The sequence below is a fragment of the Shewanella sp. MMG014 genome, from assembly GCF_018100775.1.
Taxonomy (GTDB): domain Bacteria; phylum Pseudomonadota; class Gammaproteobacteria; order Enterobacterales; family Shewanellaceae; genus Shewanella; species Shewanella japonica.
In genome coordinates this window covers 122,002-144,075 of sequence record NZ_JAGJDZ010000012.1, presented here as the reverse complement: position 1 = coordinate 144,075, position 22,074 = coordinate 122,002, and the positions used below count along the sequence as shown (strand labels likewise).

Here is a 22,074-nt window from a genome sequence, read left to right as displayed (position 1 = left end):
ACTCTGAAGTTAATTGTTTAGCTGTTTATTTTTTCGTTCAATCAGCTTATTAATGTGAGCTTGAGACGCGATAATCATGTAAATAACTTCTAAATAACCTGCATGGTGAAGTCCTAGAAGTTCTGCATCTTCTAATTTGGCTAGTCGTTCTTTATTAATGATATAAAATCCAATTAATTGATGATGAGAGCTATCATTTAATTTAATGTCCATCGACACCGATTCTAATAAATCACAATGGATTAACGCTGCAATAAATTGCTGATTTTCTTGTAAACCTAGGTGTAGGGTTTCAAGCACACTGCCAATATGTTCCAGATAATCACTGTTACCACCTAGCGGAAGAAACAAAGCAGTTCCTTGGTTGCTACTCACTCTCGGAGAGTCTGTATCTAAAGTAATGACACGTTGCATATCAGTAACACCGTCTTGCGCTGTTTTTTGATAGCCAATATAAAAAGGCATCCTTTGAACTGATAGTGGGATATAGCTCGCATCCCAGCCGTTTTCAGTTAAAAATAGATTTTCTTGGTTTTTAAAACCGAATAAGGTGACAGGGCTAAATTCGCCAGTATCAGAATGCTTCTGAAATAAGATGGGATAATGGGCTTGCGCAGTTTTGATCTCTGCTAAAAAAGTCGCAGCAAACCATAAATCATCGCCAAGTTCTGCTGAACGCTGTGTATTGATACGTAATTCTTTGTGTTCTACATTGTTAAGTAGTACATGATTCATCTTATTCTCCCGACAAGATTGCCCTTACCCACAATCTCATATTATTTTGTTTATCTTGGTTAGTTTGTTTTAGTTAGATAGCAGAAAAGCCTTGTTGCCTAACAAGATCTAACAGTTCCCGATTAGATTTCATTCGTTGAGATAATGTTTGTCGTTTACTCATCACATCTTCTAAAAAGGCGATATAACGAGGAGTGATGCCTGAGTTTGGACTCAATAAATTAGCCTTTGGATCAGGTGTATTCGCTGTTGTCGTCTCCTTCATCCCCATATAAACATATTGGTAACTCGCACTAGGAAAGAGAGGATTCACGTGAGTAATATCCGCTGCACTTGGTAATTGGTGTTGCCACAGATTGAGTAATGTTTTTAGTGAATCAGGTATTGAGCTTAATGTTTGATGATCGCACCAATATTGGCTATCTCGTCGCTTGGATAAGACATAGTGCAATTTTAAAAATTCGATAATTTGCTGCCAATGTAACTTCATGCGCTCATTAAAACGCTCAGTAACGATTGGAAGAATTGCCAGATCTGTTGGAAATTGTTGTGCAATTTCAATTGCAGACTGTTCAACAACCGCAATGGCAGACGCTTCAAGTGGTTCTATAAATCCCGCAGACATCCCTACTGCAACACAGTTTTTATGCCAGAATTGGCGACGAAAACCTGGTGAAAAAGCAAGATGTTTAAATGACAAATTTTCTCGTTGCTGCTCAGATAAATTAGGCGTACTTGTCCCGATATAGCGCTTAATTTCAGTTAAGGCCTCATCCTTTGTTTGATGAGAAGAGGAATATACATGACCTACACCTCTTCTTGTTTGTAGCCCAATATCCCAAATCCATCCCGCACTTACAGCTGTTGATAACGTACTTGAGTTTATGCTGGCTGTAGTGTCGTTAGGGATTTGAACCGCTATTGCACTGTCATTAAATAATATTGATTTTTGACACACTAATGGGATCTTGTAATGCTGGCCTAATAACAATGAATGCTGACCGCTGCAGTCAATGAACAAATCACCTTGAATCTTTCTATCCTTGTTACTTGAATCTTTAATCGTCACTGATTCAATATGCCCATGGCGGCAAGTAACGCTATTATTTTCAGAATACTCGGTATCTGATATTTGAACATCTACGCATTGGTTTACGTTATTTATACCAATCACATTAGCAGAGATATGACTCACCTTAAGTCTATTCACGCAATGTTGTTTTAATAAGTTTGCAAATTTTGCTGCATCTAAATGGTATCCATAATTACAAACGAATTGGTACTCTGGTGTTGATATTTGCTTAGGTGCGAGATTTTGCTGACATAACTGGGTTTGATATCCCATAGCATCGGCAAACTTGATATCAAACGGTAAATTATTTTTTACCGTTTGATATTGCTTGAAAGCATCGGTAAATGGGAAGCTAATCAGTGAAAATGGATGGTAATAACTATGAGTGACAGAATTATCACTACCACTAGTATCACTCACATTCCAATTAATAAACTTCGAGGCTTGTTTGAAACTGGCATCGCACTCAGTTAAAAACTCAGCCTCACTAATACCTATATCTTGTAAAGTTTGACGCATTGAAGGCCACGTCCCTTCACCGACACCGATTGTCGCGATATCGGGCGATTCAATTAAGGTAATAGTGACAGCATAATGAGTTATTTTAGAAGCCAAAATTGCAGCGGTTAACCAACCCGCAGTTCCGCCCCCAACAATAACGATATTTTTAATGGCTGTTGAAGTCATGTTGTGATCCACTAGATAAACATTCAAATTAATCGTACTGACTCATCTACCGAAATAGATGAGCCAGTGACGAATTGTTAGAATGTATATCTAACTCCTAAGCCATAACGTGCTCCTGTTTGAGTTATTTTATACACTAACTGATCAACACGACCGTATTCTTTCACGTACTCTTCAGTCACGTTAATACCTTCTAAGAATACTGTTAGGCCTTCTACAGCAGGGATGTCATAACTTACGTTGAAATCTATCTGATAATATTCATCAGTATAAATAGGCGCAGTTAAATCACCATTTACACGACGCTCATTTAAAAATGCATCACGCCAGTTATAAGCTACGCGCGCTTGTAAACCATAATTATCGTAGAATAAAACTAAGTTGGCCGTATCACTTAACCCAACTAAAGCTTCAGTGTCTTCTAGCGAATTATTATCGTATTCAAGATCTGAGTTAACCATGGTGTAGTTAACGATACCGCCAAAGCCAGTTTCGCCAAATAAATGCTGAACATTAAATTCGAAGCCATCAATGGTGTGTTCTTCATCGCCATTAACAGGAACATTCAGGTTAAATGTGACTTCGTCGTCGGTAGCAGGATCACCAATAATTGTTCCGCCATCTAAGTTACCGTCAGCATCATAGTTTGGTTGAACATTCGGATCATTTTCATAATTCTCGAAAATATACTCGCGAATTTCCTCGTTCGTTGCACCAGCACCCAATGCAGCCACTGCTGAATCAAACTTTTGTCCACTTAATGGATTTGATAAATTGAAAATATTAGAGGTGGTTGTTCCGGTACGGATCCAATTCGAGACATCTTTTCTAAAGTAACCAACAGAGGCATAGCTGCCTTCATCGTAATACCACTCACCGGTGAAGTCGTAGTTAATTGATTCTAAAGGTTCAAGTCCTGGATTTCCTGAACTACCAGAGTAACCACTTAAACTGCCACCAGTATTAATTGAAGTTCCACCTAGCAAATCATTGTAACTTGCACGTGAAATGGTTTTACTTGCAGCAGCACGCACCATAAGATCATCAGTGACTGATAAATTGAAGTTTAAATTAGGCAAGAATTGGTCGTAATCAGCTGATTGATTCAAAGATTCAATACCTGTGATACCTGTTACCGAAGTTGAGGTTGCTTCAGTCCATTCAACACGGCTATAACCTGGAGCAGACGCTTGTGAGAACACATCTGTTTGTTCATAGCGTAATCCTACGTGAACACTAAAAGGCATATCCGAGATTTCACCAAAGTAGTTGGCTTGCAAATAAGCAGCTGTGGTTTTCTCTTCTGTAAAACGGTTTGTTCCCGCATCCCATTGCGTTGACGCACAGAATTGACCTTCTCCATTAGGGCCAGATGCCGCGCCAGGGGCAGCCTGACAATCACCGTATAAACCATCAACATTCGCTTCAGGATCAGCAAGTTCTGCAGCATTAACAATCTGGTCAAAATCGGCATAAAAGATTTTGTTGAATAGATCATAATCTTCTTGCGTAGGCGTTCCTTCGAAATTGCCAGGTGTACCAGAAAATTTATCTAAGATAGTGTCTTCAGTCCAATCAATACCAGCGAAGTCACCTACCTCACCAACACCACCCCAATCTGGGCGCTGAACTTGAGTATGACGATAATGGTTATTCACTTTATTGTAAGCGACACCAAAGTCGATATTTAAATCTTCATTTAAATGATATTTACCACTTAATTGAGTTTGCTCAATATCAGAAGAATATTTGTCATTAGCAAACCAACTACCCGATAAACGCATCGTGCTAGGATTAAAGTTTTCGATATTACCAGTCGCAATCCCCGGAAGACTGCCGGTTAAGTCGAGACCTGTACGGCTACGGGTATAAGAAGGAAGTTGTACGTTATTACGTGTTCCGTGCCTAGGATCACTCGCTTCCATCGCCGCTGAGGAGTTATGATAGTCTAACGTTAAAGACAAATCGTCAGTCACATCCCAATCTAAGTTAATACCAATAGAATCTGTTGTTTCTTCACGGCCCCAAGCTCCGACAGTTAATGACGTATCTTGTAAATCTGCAGGACTATTGATGTTATAAATTTCAGAGTAAATCTCAGGCCACGCGTTAGGTTCTCCGCTCCAAACAGATTCACTTCTATCACCAGCATAGTTGAACCATACAGAAGCATCAGTATGCTGTTCTTCGATGTTATTTCTAAACGTAGTGTAATCGACTGTTGCAGTGAAGTTTTCAACTGGGCGATATTGTAGAGTTACTTGACCGTTTATGCGTTCGCGTTGACGCTCTTCAAAGATATAACGAGGTTGTTGTGCATTTGAGTAAATACCGGAAGTTGGACGGTTTGCACCACCTTCAGCACCTGCAGGAACACCACCCCAGCCAGTATTAGTATAGTCACTTGCACGATAGCCTTGATCTTGAAGGAATTGCTGCATGCCACTTTCACGTTCCTGATAACTGCCTGAAATGGCAATACCAAATTTATCATCAGCAAAAGTTTGTGAATAAAGACCACTTAGTTCTGGTGTTGTACTGGCTTTATCTGATGACTTATCTTCAATTGCTTTACCACTGATAGTGGCTTTTAATCCTGGATTATCAAGTGGTTTAAACGTTGTAAGATTAATCGTTGCACCAATACCACCTGATGTAACACTGGCATTAGAGGTTTTATAAACTTGTACCCCATTAACACTTTCAGCTGCAACATTGGCAAAATCAAACGTTCTGTCGCCTGTTGTATTTGGTAATTGACGGCCATTTAAAGTTATTAAGTTATTCGCTGCGCCAAAACCACGTACAGTGACACGACTGCCTTCCCCACTAGCTCGGTCAATAGATACACCAGTAATACGCTGTAATGATTCTGCTAAGTTGGTATCAGGAAATTTACCGATATCTTCTGCAGAAATTGCATCAACAACACCTTCTGATTCACGTTTAATATCCATGGCTCTTTCTAAGCCACCACGAATACCCGTAACGGTAATGACTTCAACTTCTTCATCAGCGTAGCTGTTATTAGCAGCCATTGAACTTAATGCTGCTAGAATCGAAGTTGTTATAATCGTTTTGTTAAACATCTAACTCTCCCCTTTTCTTCATTATTGCCAAATCGGCAATGACTCCTTTTTGGTTTACACAAGCCAATAAAAAACTTGAAAACCTAATTATCATTATCAATAAAGAGTGCTAACAAAGACTGCTATCGGTTTAGATGTTATTAAATAGTTAAAAGCATTAACTATCAAGTCCTTACCGATACTCTGTACATTTATTGCTTCATAGACTGTAAAAAATTGACTACAGCTTTAATTCTCGTTGACATCGTCTATATTGACTTAACAATTTAATGTCAACTTGACCATAACTGAAGTAAGCAAAAAAATTTGCTCTAATGCTAGTTATACGCGGTTATTGGCAAAATCTTGCCATTTATATCGTGTATTAATTCTGTTTTCTTTACGCATCTCAGATGGGTTTTACCTGATGACAAACTAGAGTCATGATAAAACAACCACCATTTTTCTTGATGAAATACAATTGAATGATGATTCGTCCATCCTAAAACTGGATTTAAAATCACACCTTGATAAACAAATGGTCCATAAGGGTTATCTGCTATGCCATAAACAATTTTATGGGTATCACCTGTCGAATATGAAAAGTAATACTTGCCTTGATATTTATGTAGCCACGATGCTTCAAAAAAGCGCCTCTCGTTATCACCTGTTGTTATTGGAGCGCCTGATTCATCAACAATCACAATATCTTTTACAGGCTCAGCAAGCGTTAACATATCGTCTGATAATTTAGCCATTTTTGCTGGTAACGCAGGCTCATTATCAGCTGGGTAGCTATCTTGAATACTAAATTTACCATCACGCCAGTTTTGTAGCTGACCGCCCCATAAACCACCAAAATAAAGGTAATAACTGCCATCATCATCTTTAAACACGGCGGGATCGATACTGAAGCTCCCTTCGATATAGTTTTCCTGTGCTTTAAAAGGCCCAGATGGCCTGTCACTAATCGCAACACCAATTCTAAAAATACCGTCATAATCACGAGCTGGAAAATAGAAATAAAATTGACCAGATTTTTCTGCGGCATCAGGTGCCCATAGTTGCTTTGAAGCCCATTTAATGTCTTCTAAACTTAATGCCACGCCGTGATCTGTCACTTCTTCACTATGGTTATCTATCGAAAGAACATGATAATCACGCATAGCAAAATGGTCGCCATCATCATTTATCGCACTGTCGGTTTCGATATCATGTGAAGGGTAAATATAAATTTTTTCATTAAATACATGAGCCGAAGGATCTGCTGTATAAATATTGGTGACTAATGGCGGATTCTTTGGCTTAAAAGATCTCGCTTTCTTTAAGTCAAGTTGTTGTTTACGCTCAGCATCACTCATTTCAGCTTCTGGTTTCTTTTCCGATTCCATCTTGTTTACATCTCATCCATTATTAAACGTTGGCAATCTTGTTATAGAAACAATCCTTACCGTCTATATTCTGTAGCGATTAACAAGTCTTTGCCTTATTGCTGCTCAGTCCCTATCAATTTAAGTTGAATTTTTTTAACTTCAACTTCTGTGAGCTTGTATTTCGCAATCACAATTAAACAAATGACAGTGCAAATCACAGGTATGCCGGCAAAGGCTAATAATATGCCAGACAAGGTTTCATCTGTTTGCTGCTGATTGGGTATATAGTTATAAGCCGACAACAACCATCCTGCTAATGCTCCGCCTATTGCGAAACCAAATTTGATAGCTAATAAATGGCCCGAAAAAGTAATTGCAGTCAGGCGTCTACCTATCTTTTCAACACCATAGTCAACGGTGTCTGCAACCATTGAGAACATAATGGGCGTAATAATCATGTGTGCAAAATTAGCAATAAAATAGATGATAAATATCAGCAGTATTTGATCGTTAGCAATCACGTAAAATAAACTATGAGAGATAATGACAACAACTAAAGCAACCTGAAACAACACCTTTTTTTCAAAGTATTTAGATAAGAAATTTGTCGAAATTGCACCTAGAACAGAGCCAATAGCTGCTACTGTTAAAAAATTTGATAGAAGGCTCTCGTCACCCACATAATATTTAATGTAATGCGGTGCGACAGATGCACGGATCCCTATGAGTGTTAACGTCGCTAAGCTTATAATGGCTATCACTAACCATTGGTCATTCTTAAATAATTCAAAGAAGTCTTTATAAATGTGTCTAAAGCTTTTTCTCTCTGTTACCTGAATAGTTTCTTTCGTCATTTTAAAACATAACAAGAAGCAGCTTGCAGCTAATGCTCCCATGAACACCATTGCTAATGGATAGCCTTTGGTATCAGAACCTTGACCAAAAAACTCAACTAGTCTCGGAATTGCCCACACAATAATGACTAACGCAGCCATAGCCATTGCAAATCGGTAAGACTGTAATGACGTTCTTTCCTTAGGATCATTAACCATGACACCGCCAAGAGCACCATAAGGAATATTGATTGCGGTATAACAGGTCATCAATAGTCCATAAGTGATATAGGCATAGATAAGTTTTCCAGTGGTATCAAAATCAGGAGTAATGAAGGCTAAACACGCTAAAACACCATAAGGAATCGCAAGAAACAAAATATATGGACGATACGATCCCCAACGGGTTCTCGTTCTATCAGCAATGCCGCCCATGACTGGATCAGTAAAACCATCAAATAACCTGACCGACAGCAATAAGGTACCGGCTGCAGCTGCAGACAGGCCATAAACATCGGTATAGAAAATCAACATGAAATTAGCGACCATTTGAAACACGATATTACTGGCAGTATCACCTAACCCATACCCCATTTTTTCTTTGATGGTCAGCTTTGCGTTTTCCATTTATACCCCAGCCAAATGTAATTAACTTGTTATAGTCAAAAATACTATATGGTTAAAATTAGATTGTAAATACCTTTTAATGGAAATTTATCCATTTAGTAACAACAAGCTTGATGTGGGGTAATATAAAGAGGCATTGTCGCCTAAGTAGAATGTGTTCAGCGTTATTGACTAGTCACGACATTGATAAGAAGACATTGATAAGAAGACATTGATAAGAAGACTTTCATTTTTTCGTGTTCAAGATTTGAAGCGGCTGATTACGGATGGTTAACTTAGCAAAGTTTAACATACTCGTATAAGGACATTATTATGAGTAAAAGCATTCAAGGTCTGATTTAACGGTTCCTGATAAAACAGACGTTTATAAGCAATAAAAAAGGCGATGTATTCATCGCCCTTATAATTAGAAACTTATTCTTTGTCGTAGCCATTTGGATTGGCAGATTGCCAACGCCATGTATCTTCCATCATTTGTTGCAATGTACGAGTGGCTTTCCAATTAAGCTGTTTATTGGCTTTCTCAGCATTGGCCCAGAAAGCCGGTAAATCACCAGCACGTCTTGGACTAACTTCATAAGGAATGGCTTTTTTTACCGCTAATTCGAAAGCGCTAACAATTTCAAATACTGAAACGCCATTTCCTGTACCTAAATTGAACGCTTCAACCCCGGTAAATGCAGGATGACGTGTTAACCAATTCATCGCTGCTACATGACCTTCAGCAAGATCCATTACGTGTAAATAATCTCTCTCACAAGTACCATCTTTAGTTGGATAATCATCGCCGAATACACTTAACTTTTCTCTTTTCCCAACCATAACTTGTGCGACATATGGCAGTAAATTGTTTGGTATTCCTTTAGGCGACTCACCAATCTGACCACTCTCATGTGCGCCGATCGGATTAAAGTACCTGAGTGACACCCCTCTAAAATCGGGATTTGATGCAGCGGTATCGGCCATAATGCGCTCAACCATTACTTTAGTGGCACCATACGGACTTGAAGGCGTACCTAATTTCATCGTTTCAACATACGGAACATCATTTTCTTCTCCGTATACTGTAGCCGATGAACTAAAAATAAAATTATGCACATTATGTTCAGCCATCACTTCCAGTAAGCAAACAGAACCATGCACATTATTTTGATAATAAGCCAATGGAATTTGTCCTGATTCACCAACCGCTTTTAATGCAGCAAAGTGAATGACTGTATCAATATTATTTTCACTAAATAATGATTTAAGCTGCGACTTATCTCTGATATCACCTTCAATAAAATGAACAGACTTTCCAGTTAGGTTTTCAACTCGCTTAATCGATTCTAGGTTTGAGTTAAATAAATTATCAAAAACAATTACATTACAATCATTTTCGAGTAACGATAAAACCGTATGCGAACCAATATAACCCGCACCACCAGTGACTAAAACGTTCATTTCTATTCCTTGTGAAATACTTTTACTTAAATGTGCTATCTGCTGAGCGTAATTTTGAACGTTAATGACAAAATTAGCTAATGAAATTAAGTCTATCGTAAAAATGAACCTTTATACAGATTGTTTTTTGTTAACGATATGCAGTATTCACCAAGAAATGATTAACAATAAAATGCTTACTGAGGCCTACCTACCTTCGTCACGAGTAACAAAATGATTACAAAGTGAACTATGTAAACCTTTGAACTTCGCCTAAAATATGTACTTTGTCGTACTTAACAAACCTTAGAAATTCTAACAATCAAATTTAAACTATTGATTATTCGAAACAATAAGTGTTCTAAAACGCAGCGTATTATGTATACCTAATTGACACAAAAAATTACACATTGAAACAGTCACCTTTTAACAAAGCGTGTAACATACTCGTATAATATCTATAACCATAATATTTAAGCGGGCATTTGGCCTGTATAAGCTTCAACAAGAGGAAGTGTCGTGGCTACAGCAAAACAAATTTTATTCCCATTAGGGATCATTGGTGTAGGTCTTTTGATTTCAGGCGTGTTTATTTCAATGCAAAAACCACCTGAAGAAAAGCCACCAATTGATAATACGCCTCTCGTATCAATTGAAAAAATACAATACCAACCAATGACGTTTACCGTCAGTTCTTACGGTGTTGTCAATGCGAAATACCATACTGAAATAGTCGCTCAAGTCAGTGGTGAAATTACCTATCTATCAGATAACTTTGTTAAAGGCGGCTTCATCAAAAAAGGAGATGTTCTAGCCAGAATTGATCCAAGTGACTATGAATCAGCGCTGTTAGATGCACAAGCCAATCTTGCATCAGCAAAAGCGACATTAGTACAAGAAAAAGCAAACGCTCAAGTAGCCGAACGTGAATGGGCAGAAATTACTGATAGCAAACCCAGTGACTTAAGTCTTCGCAAACCACAACTGGCACAAGAGATTGCTAAACTGAAAAGCGCTGAAGCTGGACTATTACGGGCTAAACGCAACCTTGAACGTGCCATTATTAAAGCCCCATACGATGCGCTTATTGGCAGTCGTAACATAGGTCTTGGTACTTACGTCAGTAATGGCGCATCAATTGGGTTGGTTTATAGCACAGACAAAGCGGAAGTGAGATTACCTCTCGCAGATAAAGAAATGCAATATCTTGACCGTAAAGGTGCCAATGCTGAAGTTAAACTTGTTGGTAATTTTGCCGGTGAAAAGCAAGAGTGGATAGGCACTATTGTCCGCAGTGAAGGCATTATTGATAGTAAAAGTAGGATGACCTACCTCGTGGCTGAAGTCGATGATCCTTATGGTCTTAAAGGGGATCATAAAGAGTTACGTTACGGCACTTATGTTACAGCACATATTGGTGGAACCCATGCTGGTGAAGTTGCTGTCGTTCCAAGGCACCTTATTGTAAATGGTCTTGTCGCCACTATGGATAAAGAAAATAAGTTGCGTTATTTACCCGTTAATATCATTCGACAAGATGGCAGTAACGTCATTATTTCGAGTGGATTAGAAAATGGTATGAACATTATCACTTCAGCCCTAGATTATCCTGTTGAAGGGATGTCAGTTGCTTTACCACAGGATAAGGTTTTACAAACTGAGCCAACAATTGGGATGAATTCTGACACCGCTGTAGCCATGGAAGACAAGGAATAATTCATGGAAGATACAAATAAAGGCTTAATTGCTTGGTTTGCTCGTAACAGTGTTGCTGCAAACTTACTAATGATCATTATTTTACTTGGTGGTTTACTGACTGCTAATACGATTCGTAAGCAGTTCTTCCCTGCCGTTGAAATTAACTGGATTGAATTTAGTGCAGTTTATCCTGGCGCAGCACCACAAGAAGTTGAAGAAGGTATAACAGTAAAAATTGAACAAGCACTTGAAACCGTTCAAGGTTTACAACGTGTCATCACCTACTCTAACCGCAACCAAGCAAACGGCTACTTCAGGATTGAAGACTCTTATGACCCACAGATTGTTTTAGATGAAGTAAAGTCTGAAATTGGTTCTGTATCAACCTTTCCTGCGGGGATGGAATTTCCAAAAGTTGAGCGAATCAAAATTCGTCAAGAAGTCATGTATTTAAGTTTGTATGGCGATCTATCTCAGCGACAACTAAAAGATTTAGGCGAAAAAATCCATAAAGAGATCATGCAATTACCGAATGTTAATATTTCGGAGTTTTATGGTGGTTTAAATTACGAAATCAGTGTCGAGGTAAGTAAAGACCGTTTGCGTGAATTTGGTCTTAACTTTAATGATGTTGCAGAAGCTGTGCGTGGCTACTCACGTAATATGTCTGCTGGACAAATCAAAGCTGAAAACGGCTATATTAACTTACGTGTTGAAAACCAAGCTTATGTTGGTTATGAATTTGAAGATTTGCCACTGTTAACCTTAGATGATGGTACTAATCTTTTATTAGGCGATGTTGCCACGGTTAATGATGGATTTGAAGAAGGTATTCAATACTCAAAATTTAATGGACAAAATGCCGTCACATTTTTTGTCGGAGCAGCAAAAAATCAAAGCATCACAGATGTTGCTGACACAATGAAGGAATACATTGCCAAGAAACAAGCGCTGTTGCCAGAAGGTGTTACATTAGAGCCCTGGGTAGATATGACCTATTACCTAGATGGTCGGTTAGATTTGATGCTAGACAGTATGAAAACAGGTGCTGTTCTAGTCTTTTTCATGTTAGCGCTATTTTTACGTGTCAGGCTCGCTTTTTGGGTAATGATGGGATTACCTGTTTGTTTCCTTGGTACCCTATTATTTATGCCAATGGGTTTTATTGACGTGACAATCAACGTCATTAGTTTATTCGCATTTATTCTCGTCCTCGGTATCGTGGTAGATGATGCCATCGTCATGGGCGAAAGTGCTCACACAGAATGTGAAGAAAATGGCCAAAACATAGATAGTGTTATTAGAGGGGTAAAACGAGTTGCTATGCCAGCGACATTCGGCGTACTGACCACCATTGCCGCGTTTTTACCTATTACTTTAGATGACGGACCTTCATCCGCCTTTGGCCAAGCAATCGGCTATGTCGTCATATTGTGTCTATTATTTTCTTTAGTTGAGTCAAAGCTGATTTTACCTTCTCACTTAGCCCATATGAACAAACCCAAAGTTGTTCAACCAGGTTCAAAGAATCCGTTGGATTGGCTGCGAAATGGGGTCAATTTCATTCAGAAGAAAATCGAAACTAATCTGACTTGGTTCATAAAAAACGTTTATAAACCAAGCCTTACTGTTGCGGTTAAATACCGTTATGCGGTTATTGCAACCTTTTTGATGTTAATTGTTATATGCGCATCATTATATATCAGTGGATTAGTTAGGTTTATTGGCCAACCTAAAATCCCACATGATTTCCCTCGCATCAGCTTGGAAATGAATGTCGATGCTGCGGAAACAGCAACATTAGATGCAGCTCACTCAATCGAAAAAGCCTTACGTACCGTTGAAAAGCAACTAGAGGATCAATATGGTCAAGGCATGATTGCAGAGCTACAAGTTGAATTACAAGGTCGTACTCGGGCGGAAGTAAGAACTAAGCTTGTTGATCCATCTTTACGACCTATCAATACATTTGAAGTCGCAGAAATGTGGCGCCAAGCAATGCCTAAAATCCCAGGAGTCAAATCGTTCACTGTTCAAGATAGTTTATTTGGCGGTGGACGTGATGACGGTGATATTAGCTTTAGGTTGGAAGGAAATGATGAACAACAACTGTTAGCTGCTTCTCAAGCATTAAAAGACAAACTAAACACCTTAAAAGGTGTCAGTGACGTCAATGACAGCCGCCAATCTTCAGCCAAAGAAGTTCAATTTGATTTAAAGCCGTTAGCCCATAGTTTAGGTCTTACCTTAGCCAACATTGCATCGCAAGTTGGTAACAGTTTTTATGGTCTTGAGGCACAACGTATTATTCGCAACGGTGAAGAAATTAAAGTGATGCTTCGTTACCCTGAGGAACAACGTAATTCTATCGCCTTGGTTCAAGATGTTTTAATCAAAACCCCACAAGGCGCAGAACTGCCTTTATCTGAAGTGGCTAACATTACTGTCGTACAAGGTGTGAGTAGTATTCGTCGTGAAAATGGTAATCGCACCATCAATGTATGGGCTTCAGTTGATGCAGAGCAAGCAGAGCCTTTCAAACTGGCTAAAGATATCCGCGATAACTTTATGCCAGAATTGTTAGCCAAATATCCTCGTGTAAAAAGTGAAGTCTCAGGCAGTATTCAAGAGCAGCTTGATAGTGCTGATACGCAAATGCGTGATTTTATTATTTCAATGCTAGTGATATATAGTTTGTTAGCGATTCCGCTTAAATCCTATGTGCAACCTTTTATGATCATGTCAGTGATTCCGTTTGGTGTGATTGGCTCTATGTTAGGACATATCATATTAGGCATTGATTTAAGTGCCCTATCGGTATTCGGGATCATCGCCGCTGCAGGTGTTGTAGTCAATGACTCCCTCGTTATGGTCGATTATGTCAATAATTCCCGTAAACAAGGCATTAGGCTGAATGAAGCTGTTATTAATGCAGGTTGTCGCCGTTTTAGAGCGATAATGTTAACGTCATTAACCACATTTATTGGGCTTGTACCTATTATGACGGAAACAAGCATGCAAGCTCAGATGGTTATTCCCATGGCTGTCTCATTAGCGTTTGGCGTGTTGTTTGCGACTGTGGTTACCTTATGTTTAATCCCATGTTTGTATATTGCGATAGAAGATATGCGACGTATTGCACGTAAGATTTATCATCTTTACGTACCACAAACAAAGGAACAAGCATTAGCAGAGCTTAATTCGTTAACGAATAGTTCAAGCTAGCAAGGGATTAACTTCTGAATTGGCCAGACAAAGAATTAACGGCTAACGATTAAAAAAGCGAAACTTAGGTTTCGCTTTTTTTATTACTTTTAAGCCAGTCTTTGTCGATTTGTCATATAACTAGGCTATATTAACTCGCGTAAAGCATTATTAGTGTTAATGAAAACGAAAATTTAATCTCAACAGTGCTTCAGTTCTTTCAAAGGAAAATTATCACAATGCAAGCAAGTGTTCCCTTCAAAAATAGGTTGTTCATAGTCGTACTTTTAACCTGGTGCGTATTACTTTCCGCCAATGTTAACGCAGACAGTCAAAAAGCAGCTAAACAGCAAAATGTTCTATTAATCTCTATTGACGGTTATCGATACGATTACAATCAGCTACATAACCCTCAAGCACTTAATCAATTTGCTAAGGATGCCGCAACGGTTGAGTTATTCACTCCGGCTTTTCCTACAGTAACTTTTCCTAATCACTTAACTTTAGTGACCGGTCTGTATCCGGCAAATCACGGTATTGTGTCGAATCGTTTTTATAATCCAGTATTAAAACGTGATTATGCAATGAATATTCATGAAGCAGTCACCGATGGCCAGTTCTATCAAGGTGTGCCTTTATGGTCTTTGGCGCGTCAACAAGGATTAAAATCTGCCACTTATTTCTGGCCAGGGTCTGAAGCTAAAATTGCTGGCTTTAGACCTAATTACTGGCTTAAATATGATGGCCGAACCCCAAATGAGCAACGCATTCAACAAGTCGTTGAGTGGTTTTCATTACCAGAAAGCGAAAGACCACAATTCGTTACCTTATATTTTTCGGATGTTGATAGCGCAGGCCATCATCACGGCCCAGAGTCAACACAGACATACAACGCAGTGCAATACATTGATAAACTTATTGCGAGTTTACTTAAACAAATAAATGACTTACCGATTGATATCAATGTCATCATCACTTCAGATCACGGCATGGCTAAAGTAGATGAATTTGATAGAATTTACACAGATAAATTAGTGGGTAAAGTCGCTGATTTAAAGGATAAGTTTATCTTTAATAATGATGCTGCCTTCTCATTAGTCACAGCCATAGGTGAAAATAAAAAGCAAGATTTAGCTAGGCTGAAAGTGCTTGTGGAAGAGGTAGACGGTTTAGCGTTTTATTTACAAGCTGAAATGCCAGAACGCCTCCATTTTAGTGGAAATCCTTCAATTGGTGATGCCGTTATTATTAGTAACAATCACTATATTACTTCCACAGATGCAAAACCTGGCGTGATTGGAAAGCATGGCTATGATCCACAAACTATTCACGATATGAATACGGTTTTATACGCCAAAGGGCCTGCATTTAATCAGGCAACAATTGATCAAGCAGATAATATTCATCTCTACCCTTTGATTGCCAATATTTTAGGGCTAACGATACCCGATGATATTGATGGTGAGCTACGTTTTTTGTCGCCTTTGCTGCGCAAACCGTAACGCTATGACTTAACGGATCCCCTATTTGGTGATAAAAAAGCCTGTTGTCATCAACAGGCTTTTATAACAACCAAGGAGTAGACAATATAGCGATAGTTACTTAGCTTCAGATTCCATTATTTTATGATAAAGCGCATCTTTCATTTCAACGCGTTGTTGTTTTAAATCATGGATTGCATCATCGGCAATTGGCGAGTCTTTGAGCTCTAAATCACGTATTTGTTTATCGAGTTCATCATAACGCTTTAAAATCTCAGCAAAGTTCGCATCACTACTGTTTAGTGCAGTGATTGTGTCTAAATGATCTGGAAATTCATTTCTAAGAGAGTGATTTTCACCTAACATAAAAGCCTCATTTGATTATTAAATAAACCATGTTCGTTCTTTATAAATTTACAAGAATAAATCTAACGTATTTAGAATGTAGATCACACAGTTTAAAATTCAATCAAATAATGCCACTTTTGACGCTAAGGTTTACAAGAAAGTGTTTTTAATTAAATACAGTAATTCAAAAGAACATATTTTTTGCCTATAAAGCAGGCGTTTGCAAGGCAATTTTTAGCGCTATTTCTGGATTACTGTTAAGCTTACTGGTAAATATTTCTCTTTTTCTCATCCGTCGTTATGGTTCTAACATGCAATTATTTGAGTCGCCACATTTTGGCCAAGTGACAATTATTGGCAATGCCAACGGAGATTGGCAAGCATCTAAAAAAGGCTACTCGATAATTTTTAATGGAACTGTTGCTGAAGGAGAGCATATCATTAATATTTGTAATGGCCCTTTTGCAGGTTCAACAGAAGATTTTGTCGTTACCGGCCACCATAATAAATGGTTAAGCACTCAACTCTCTGCTATTGCTCATGAACTTCAAAGCAGATTGAATTGCTGGCCTTCCTCTGGACTGGCATGTTTTATCTTATTTAGTCGTTTAACGATTCCCCTTTCATTAACAAGAATGTCGTTATTGCCTAATTTAGCCCGTAATAATACCATGGCAAAAAACGAGCACCTGCCTTGCGTTGTTCATAACTGGCTTGGAGAAAGAAGAATCGCACTAAGCCAAATTAAAGAGTCACCAAGATCGCAGATTAATTGGCCTGCTTTATTGTTATCATCAGATAACAATAAAACCCTCTATCGTGCAGTAGACGTCACATCAGAGCAAAGCTTTAACGACTCTCCTTTTACCCTACTAGCTAAAATTGCGAACTTACAATCAAGCACACCTGAAGGTGTTATAGCGCTAGAGAAACTAGCGAATTTACCGTTATCACACTGGTTAGCATGTTCTACACAATCTAACTTATTAGACGTAGAACCCCTTTTCTTTAACCAACAACCTGAAAAAAACGCAGGCATATGGTATTTGTCTGACAATCACGCATCACAATATCTTGACTCAATTCGCTTATCGTTAGCACTCTGTCAGCAAGCATTATTGAAATAAACAGCGTTACAACACCATTGTCTTATTTATCATTTTAAGGATCTCTGTTAAACATATCTAAGTACGTATCAATATTGAGTACACACTTCGACCACTATGTTGAAAAGGATATCAAATGAAATGGACGCCAATCGTTGCCGCTTTATCAGTTTGTCTTGTAAATCAGGTTGATGCTAAAGAGCCTAAATTAATCTTACAGATTACTGTTGACCAATTACGCGCTGATTTACTCAACCGCTATCAGCATCACTTTACCGATGAAGGATTCAACTACCTTATTGATGAAGGCGTGTATTATACCGAAGCCCATCACCAACATGCCATTACAGAAACAGTTGTTGGCCACACCACTTTGGCGACAGGCGCACATCCTTCGAGTCATGGTATGGTGAGTAATTTATGGTTTGATAAACAATTACAGCAGCCCATCTATAACGTTCAAGATAAAACTCACCCTTTGATCAGTGCTAATGCTGCTGTTGATGCTGAAAATGAAATAGACCCCACGCAAAAAGCCAGTAAAGTTGAAGGCCGCTCACCTAAAAATATCTTAGCGACCACCTTTAGTGATGAGCTCACTGCCAGTAACAATGGTAAATCCAAAATATTTGCAGTGTCAGTAAAAGACAGAGGTGCAATTACACTTGCAGGTCACACAGGAAAAGCTTTTTGGTTCTCTAAATCAGCGGGTGAGTTTGTCAGTAGTCAATATTATTTTGATCAATATCCACAATGGGTTAATGAATTTAATCAACAAAATGATATTGCAAAATATGCAAATACGTCTTGGACATTATCTAAAGAATCAACTGAATATTTGTTTGGTGATAATGCGGCTCATGACTGGAAAACTAAATTACCAGGTTACGGTATTACATTCCCACATCAATTTGGAAAGCGAGACAATCCGTATTTCAGTACGTTTTTAACTGTCAGCCCAGTCGGTGACGAAATGACGGCCAATTTTGCTAAATCAGTCATAGAACATAATCAATTAGGTCAAAACAAAGTCACTGATTATTTATCTGTTAGTTTTTCATCTACGGATTATGTTGGCCATATTTTTGGGCCATCCAGTTTAGAAGCAGAAGATAATTTACTTCGTCTTGATAGAACGCTAGCCAGTTTATTTTCTTATGTCGATGACAAAGTAGGTTTAGATAATACGTTAATTGTATTATCAGCAGATCATGGCGCACCTGAAGCACCGGGCTATTTAACCCAATTTGGCACCAAAGCCACTCATTTTGATTTAGCCTCTCTAGAAAAACAACAAGATATCGTTAAACTAAAAAAAGACTGGAAGATTAGCGGTAATTTGTTTGCCAATGCTTGGCAACCTTATGTCAATTTAGATCACGATGCCCTCAAAAAAAGTGGAATTAAATTGAAAGATGCAACGTCTGTAGTCGCTGACGTTCTAAATAATGTTGCAGGCATACATCGTGCCTACAGTTATCATCATTTACTAGAAGGTGCAGTACCTAAAGATGAGATAACTCAAAAGGTCATTAATAGTTTTTACCCCAGCCGCTCAGGTGATATTTACATCGTATTTGAGCCAAATGTATTCGTAGCAGATTTTGATGGCCTCAATGTCGCATCTGTACATGGTTCCCCATGGCGTTATGACACTCATGTTCCAATAATCTTTGCTGGATTAAAACTCAATGGGCAACTGATTGAACGGCCTGTCGCCACCGTCGATGTGGCCACTACCTTAAGTGCCATTCTTGGTATTAATGCGCCATCGAGTGCTGCTGGGTTTCCATTAAAAGAAGTGATTAAACAATTTAAAGATTAATCACTTTTACAAAATAACGACGTTTCGTGGTTATATCTATTGCAAACAAAAAGCCAAACTTATGTTTGGCTTTTTCAATTAGTCATCAGTTAGTGTTGGTAAATTGTAAAATTGGCTTTACTATAAAAGTCCTTTTGATAAATAGCAGTTTTAATATGAAATTCAATCATCTAGTTTTGTTTGCCAGCATTCTTATTACTTCTTATTGTTACCACTCAATAACACAAGCCGCTGAGTTCGTCGGGACAGATCAATGTATAGATTGCCATCAAACTGAATATAAAGACTGGCAAGGTTCACATCATGATATGTCAATGCGTCATGCAAATGCCGAATCGGTATTAGGAAATTTCGACAATACCTCTCTCACAGTCAAAGGTGAAGTATATCGATTATTTAAAATAAATGACCAATATTGGGTGAATACAAAAGGGCCTGACGGCAAGTTTAATGATTATCAAATCAGCTACACGTTTGGCTACCATCCATTACAACAATATATGGTTGAGTTCCCTGATGGTCGGCTACAACTTATTCCATTAGCATGGGATGCCCGAAATCAAGAGCAAGGTGGGCAAAGATGGTTTCACCTTTACCCAGATATGGAACCCTATGATGAGTTCTTCTGGACTAATAATGGCCAGAACTGGAATTACATGTGTGCTGATTGTCATTCTACAAACATTAGCAAAAATTATGATGCTGAAAAAAATCAATACAATACCACTTGGTCCGAGATTAATGTCGGTTGCGAGGCTTGCCATGGCCCCGCCAGCGACCACTTGTATTGGGCTAACCAACAACCCAACACCTCAAATGTAAAAGCTAAAATCAAAGGCAATAACCAAGCGACACACCAAGATGATAGTAATACGAAAATAAATGAGGCGACTTTCGGGTTTGAGCGTACTTTATCGCCGAAAGTAGGAAAATGGGTCTATGAAAAAGGTCAGAAAATATTAACCCCAACTGAAGTTAAGGGATCTGATCAATTAGCCACGTGTGGTCAATGTCATAGCCGTAGAGCGCAAATAAGTGACCAAAATGATCACATTAAAGGCAACTTTTATGATAAATACATTTTGAATGCTGTCACTGCAGATCTGTATTATCCAGATGGCCAAATTTATGATGAAGTGTTTGTTTTAGGTTCATTTAAACAATCCAAAATGCATCAAGCTGGGGTCGTCTGCAGTGATTGCCATAACCCTCATAGTAATAAACTTAATGCGCCAATCGAGTCGATTTGTTTTAAATGCCACTTACCTAGTGAATATACCGCTGACACTCATAGCCAACATAAATCAGGCACAGACGCAGCGCAGTGTGTGACCTGTCATATGCCTAAAACGACGTATATGGACGTTGACCCTCGAGCCGATCATAGTTTTAAGGTTCCTAGACCAGATATCAGTTTAAAAATCGGCACTCCTAACGTTTGCACATCTTGTCATACCGATAAAGACAACCAATGGGCTGATAATGCAATTAAGCAGCGTTACCCACAATCAAATTATCGACAAACTGACTCTTTTGCTACAGTGTTTGCTCAAGCTGCTGTAGGCGTACCGACGAGCGGAGATAGCTTATCGTATATTGCTCAAAATAATGCTAACCCAGATATCATAAGAGCATCAGCATTAAGTAGATTAAGTGATTACCCTGGACAAAATGCACTAGTTGCAATAATGCGCGGTGTAAAACATGAAGATCCACAAATCAAGCTGGGCGCTATTGCTGGTGTGACCTCATATCCATTTTCTGACCGTTGGCAAATCATAAGTCCTTTACTTGATGACCCTGTACTTGCAGTAAGAACAGAAACGGCAAGTTCTCTCATTAATGACTGGGCAAGTATGACTCATACCCAACAAGAAAAACTTCGCCCCGCTTTGGATGAGTATCTAGCAATTCAATCCTTTAATGCAGATCGAGGTTTTGGTTTGATGAATACAGCTAACGTATATTTAGCCCAAGGAAAAATACAACAAGCAGAGAAGAGCTATTTAAAAGCAATTGAAATTGAACCTATTTTTGCCACAAGTTATGCCAATTTAGCTGATTTATATCGACAAACCGGTGATGATGACAAGTCCTTAGCTATTTTAAAACAAGGAATAACTAATCAACCTAAAGCGGGGTTACTAAGGTACAGCGCAGGACTTAATTTATATCGACAACAGCAACTTGCAGAAGCAATTGACTACTTCGAACAAGCAACGAAAGTAGAACCAAGAAATCCTCAATACTGGTATGTATTAGGACTCGCGCAAGAGAAAATAGATATAAAAAAAGCAATGAACTCAATCGAACAAGCTTATAAAGTGGGTAATAACCCACAACATTTGTATGCGTTATGCGAGTTTAAAATAAAACATCGTGACCCAACAACGAATGCTTGTATTAATCGACTGTCAAAAATTGTTCCTCCACAGGTAATTAAGCAATTAACTAGACGTTAAGCATGCATGACTATTATTAGATTACGTACGCGCCTTACAGTGCACTCAAGGTTACAATAAACTCTGTAATCTTGAGTCACTAGTCTGAGTGAGCGCTTTTTATCTGAAAAAGTTAATTATATTTATATCGAAT

At 38.5% G+C, this 22,074-nt stretch carries 13 protein-coding genes; 6 read left to right on the top strand and 7 right to left on the bottom strand.

Going from position 1 to position 22,074, the window contains the following annotated elements:
• Positions 1 to 9: 9 nt before the first annotated feature.
• From J8L86_RS17825 to galE, 6 genes are all read right to left on the bottom strand, one after another.
• Positions 10 to 735 carry a SapC family protein gene (locus J8L86_RS17825; RefSeq protein WP_211031195.1) on the bottom strand — a complete coding sequence of 242 codons (726 nt, stop codon included), beginning with the start codon at positions 733 to 735 and terminating at the stop codon, positions 10 to 12.
• A gap of 73 nt (positions 736 to 808) precedes the next feature.
• Positions 809 to 2,494 carry a tryptophan halogenase family protein gene (locus J8L86_RS17820; RefSeq protein WP_211031194.1) on the bottom strand — a complete coding sequence of 562 codons (1,686 nt, stop codon included), beginning with the start codon at positions 2,492 to 2,494 and terminating at the stop codon, positions 809 to 811.
• Between the two features lie 77 nt (positions 2,495 to 2,571).
• Positions 2,572 to 5,583, bottom strand: a complete 3,012-nt coding sequence (locus tag J8L86_RS17815; protein ID WP_211031193.1) for a TonB-dependent receptor — start codon at positions 5,581 to 5,583, stop codon at positions 2,572 to 2,574.
• Positions 5,584 to 5,900: 317 nt separating this feature from the next.
• Entirely contained in the window at positions 5,901 to 6,923 is a 1,023-nt protein-coding gene (locus tag J8L86_RS17810) for a glycoside hydrolase family 43 protein (RefSeq protein ID WP_211031214.1), read from the bottom strand.
• A gap of 125 nt (positions 6,924 to 7,048) precedes the next feature.
• Positions 7,049 to 8,395, bottom strand: coding sequence for an MFS transporter (locus J8L86_RS17805; protein ID WP_055023964.1), 1,347 nt, complete (start codon positions 8,393 to 8,395; stop codon positions 7,049 to 7,051).
• 414 nt (positions 8,396 to 8,809) lie between these two features.
• Entirely contained in the window at positions 8,810 to 9,838 is a 1,029-nt protein-coding gene (gene galE, locus J8L86_RS17800; RefSeq protein ID WP_211031192.1) for a UDP-glucose 4-epimerase GalE, read from the bottom strand.
• Positions 9,839 to 10,336: 498 nt separating this feature from the next.
• On the opposite strand from galE, the gene J8L86_RS17795 reads away from it, so the two are divergent.
• The 3 genes from J8L86_RS17795 (at position 10,337) to J8L86_RS17785 (ending at position 16,221) form a co-directional block, all read left to right on the top strand.
• On the top strand, positions 10,337 to 11,533 hold the full coding sequence (locus J8L86_RS17795) for an efflux RND transporter periplasmic adaptor subunit (protein WP_211031191.1): 1,197 nt from the start codon (positions 10,337 to 10,339) through the stop codon (positions 11,531 to 11,533).
• 3 nt (positions 11,534 to 11,536) lie between these two features.
• Positions 11,537 to 14,740, top strand: a complete 3,204-nt coding sequence (locus J8L86_RS17790; RefSeq protein ID WP_211031190.1) for an efflux RND transporter permease subunit — start codon at positions 11,537 to 11,539, stop codon at positions 14,738 to 14,740.
• Between the two features lie 218 nt (positions 14,741 to 14,958).
• The gene (locus J8L86_RS17785) at positions 14,959 to 16,221 is read left to right on the top strand and encodes an ectonucleotide pyrophosphatase/phosphodiesterase (RefSeq protein WP_211031189.1); all 1,263 of its coding nucleotides are present in this window, start codon (positions 14,959 to 14,961) and stop codon (positions 16,219 to 16,221) included.
• A 96-nt stretch (positions 16,222 to 16,317) separates the two neighbouring features.
• Here J8L86_RS17785 and J8L86_RS17780 read toward each other — a convergent pair whose 3' ends face one another.
• The gene (locus tag J8L86_RS17780; protein ID WP_055023969.1) at positions 16,318 to 16,566 is read right to left on the bottom strand and encodes a YdcH family protein; all 249 of its coding nucleotides are present in this window, start codon (positions 16,564 to 16,566) and stop codon (positions 16,318 to 16,320) included.
• Positions 16,567 to 16,859: 293 nt separating this feature from the next.
• Between J8L86_RS17780 and J8L86_RS17775 the strand changes: the two genes are divergently transcribed.
• From J8L86_RS17775 to J8L86_RS17765, 3 genes are all read left to right on the top strand, one after another.
• On the top strand, positions 16,860 to 17,675 hold the full coding sequence (locus tag J8L86_RS17775; protein WP_211031188.1) for a hypothetical protein: 816 nt from the start codon (positions 16,860 to 16,862) through the stop codon (positions 17,673 to 17,675).
• 115 nt (positions 17,676 to 17,790) lie between these two features.
• A complete protein-coding gene (locus tag J8L86_RS17770; protein ID WP_211031187.1) occupies positions 17,791 to 19,479 on the top strand; it encodes an alkaline phosphatase family protein in 1,689 nt (562 codons plus the stop codon).
• A 155-nt stretch (positions 19,480 to 19,634) separates the two neighbouring features.
• Complete coding sequence (locus J8L86_RS17765) at positions 19,635 to 21,941, top strand: tetratricopeptide repeat protein (RefSeq protein ID WP_211031186.1); 2,307 nt, start codon at positions 19,635 to 19,637, stop codon at positions 21,939 to 21,941.
• Positions 21,942 to 22,074 lie beyond the last annotated feature (133 nt).

Excerpts from the sequence above, each read along its gene's own strand:
- J8L86_RS17825 (WP_211031195.1), bottom strand. The coding sequence starts at position 735 with ATGAATCATGTACTACTTAACAATGTAGAACACAAAGAATTACGTATC.
- J8L86_RS17820 (WP_211031194.1), bottom strand. The coding sequence starts at position 2,494 with ATGACTTCAACAGCCATTAAAAATATCGTTATTGTTGGGGGCGGAACT.
- J8L86_RS17815 (WP_211031193.1), bottom strand. The coding sequence starts at position 5,583 with ATGTTTAACAAAACGATTATAACAACTTCGATTCTAGCAGCATTAAGT.
- J8L86_RS17810 (WP_211031214.1), bottom strand. The coding sequence starts at position 6,923 with ATGAGTGATGCTGAGCGTAAACAACAACTTGACTTAAAGAAAGCGAGA.
- J8L86_RS17805 (WP_055023964.1), bottom strand. The coding sequence starts at position 8,395 with ATGGAAAACGCAAAGCTGACCATCAAAGAAAAAATGGGGTATGGGTTA.
- galE (WP_211031192.1), bottom strand. The coding sequence starts at position 9,838 with ATGAACGTTTTAGTCACTGGTGGTGCGGGTTATATTGGTTCGCATACG.
- J8L86_RS17790 (WP_211031190.1), top strand. The coding sequence starts at position 11,537 with ATGGAAGATACAAATAAAGGCTTAATTGCTTGGTTTGCTCGTAACAGT.
- J8L86_RS17785 (WP_211031189.1), top strand. The coding sequence starts at position 14,959 with ATGCAAGCAAGTGTTCCCTTCAAAAATAGGTTGTTCATAGTCGTACTT.
- J8L86_RS17780 (WP_055023969.1), bottom strand. The coding sequence starts at position 16,566 with ATGTTAGGTGAAAATCACTCTCTTAGAAATGAATTTCCAGATCATTTA.
- J8L86_RS17775 (WP_211031188.1), top strand. The coding sequence starts at position 16,860 with ATGCAATTATTTGAGTCGCCACATTTTGGCCAAGTGACAATTATTGGC.
- J8L86_RS17770 (WP_211031187.1), top strand. The coding sequence starts at position 17,791 with ATGAAATGGACGCCAATCGTTGCCGCTTTATCAGTTTGTCTTGTAAAT.
- J8L86_RS17765 (WP_211031186.1), top strand. The coding sequence starts at position 19,635 with ATGAAATTCAATCATCTAGTTTTGTTTGCCAGCATTCTTATTACTTCT.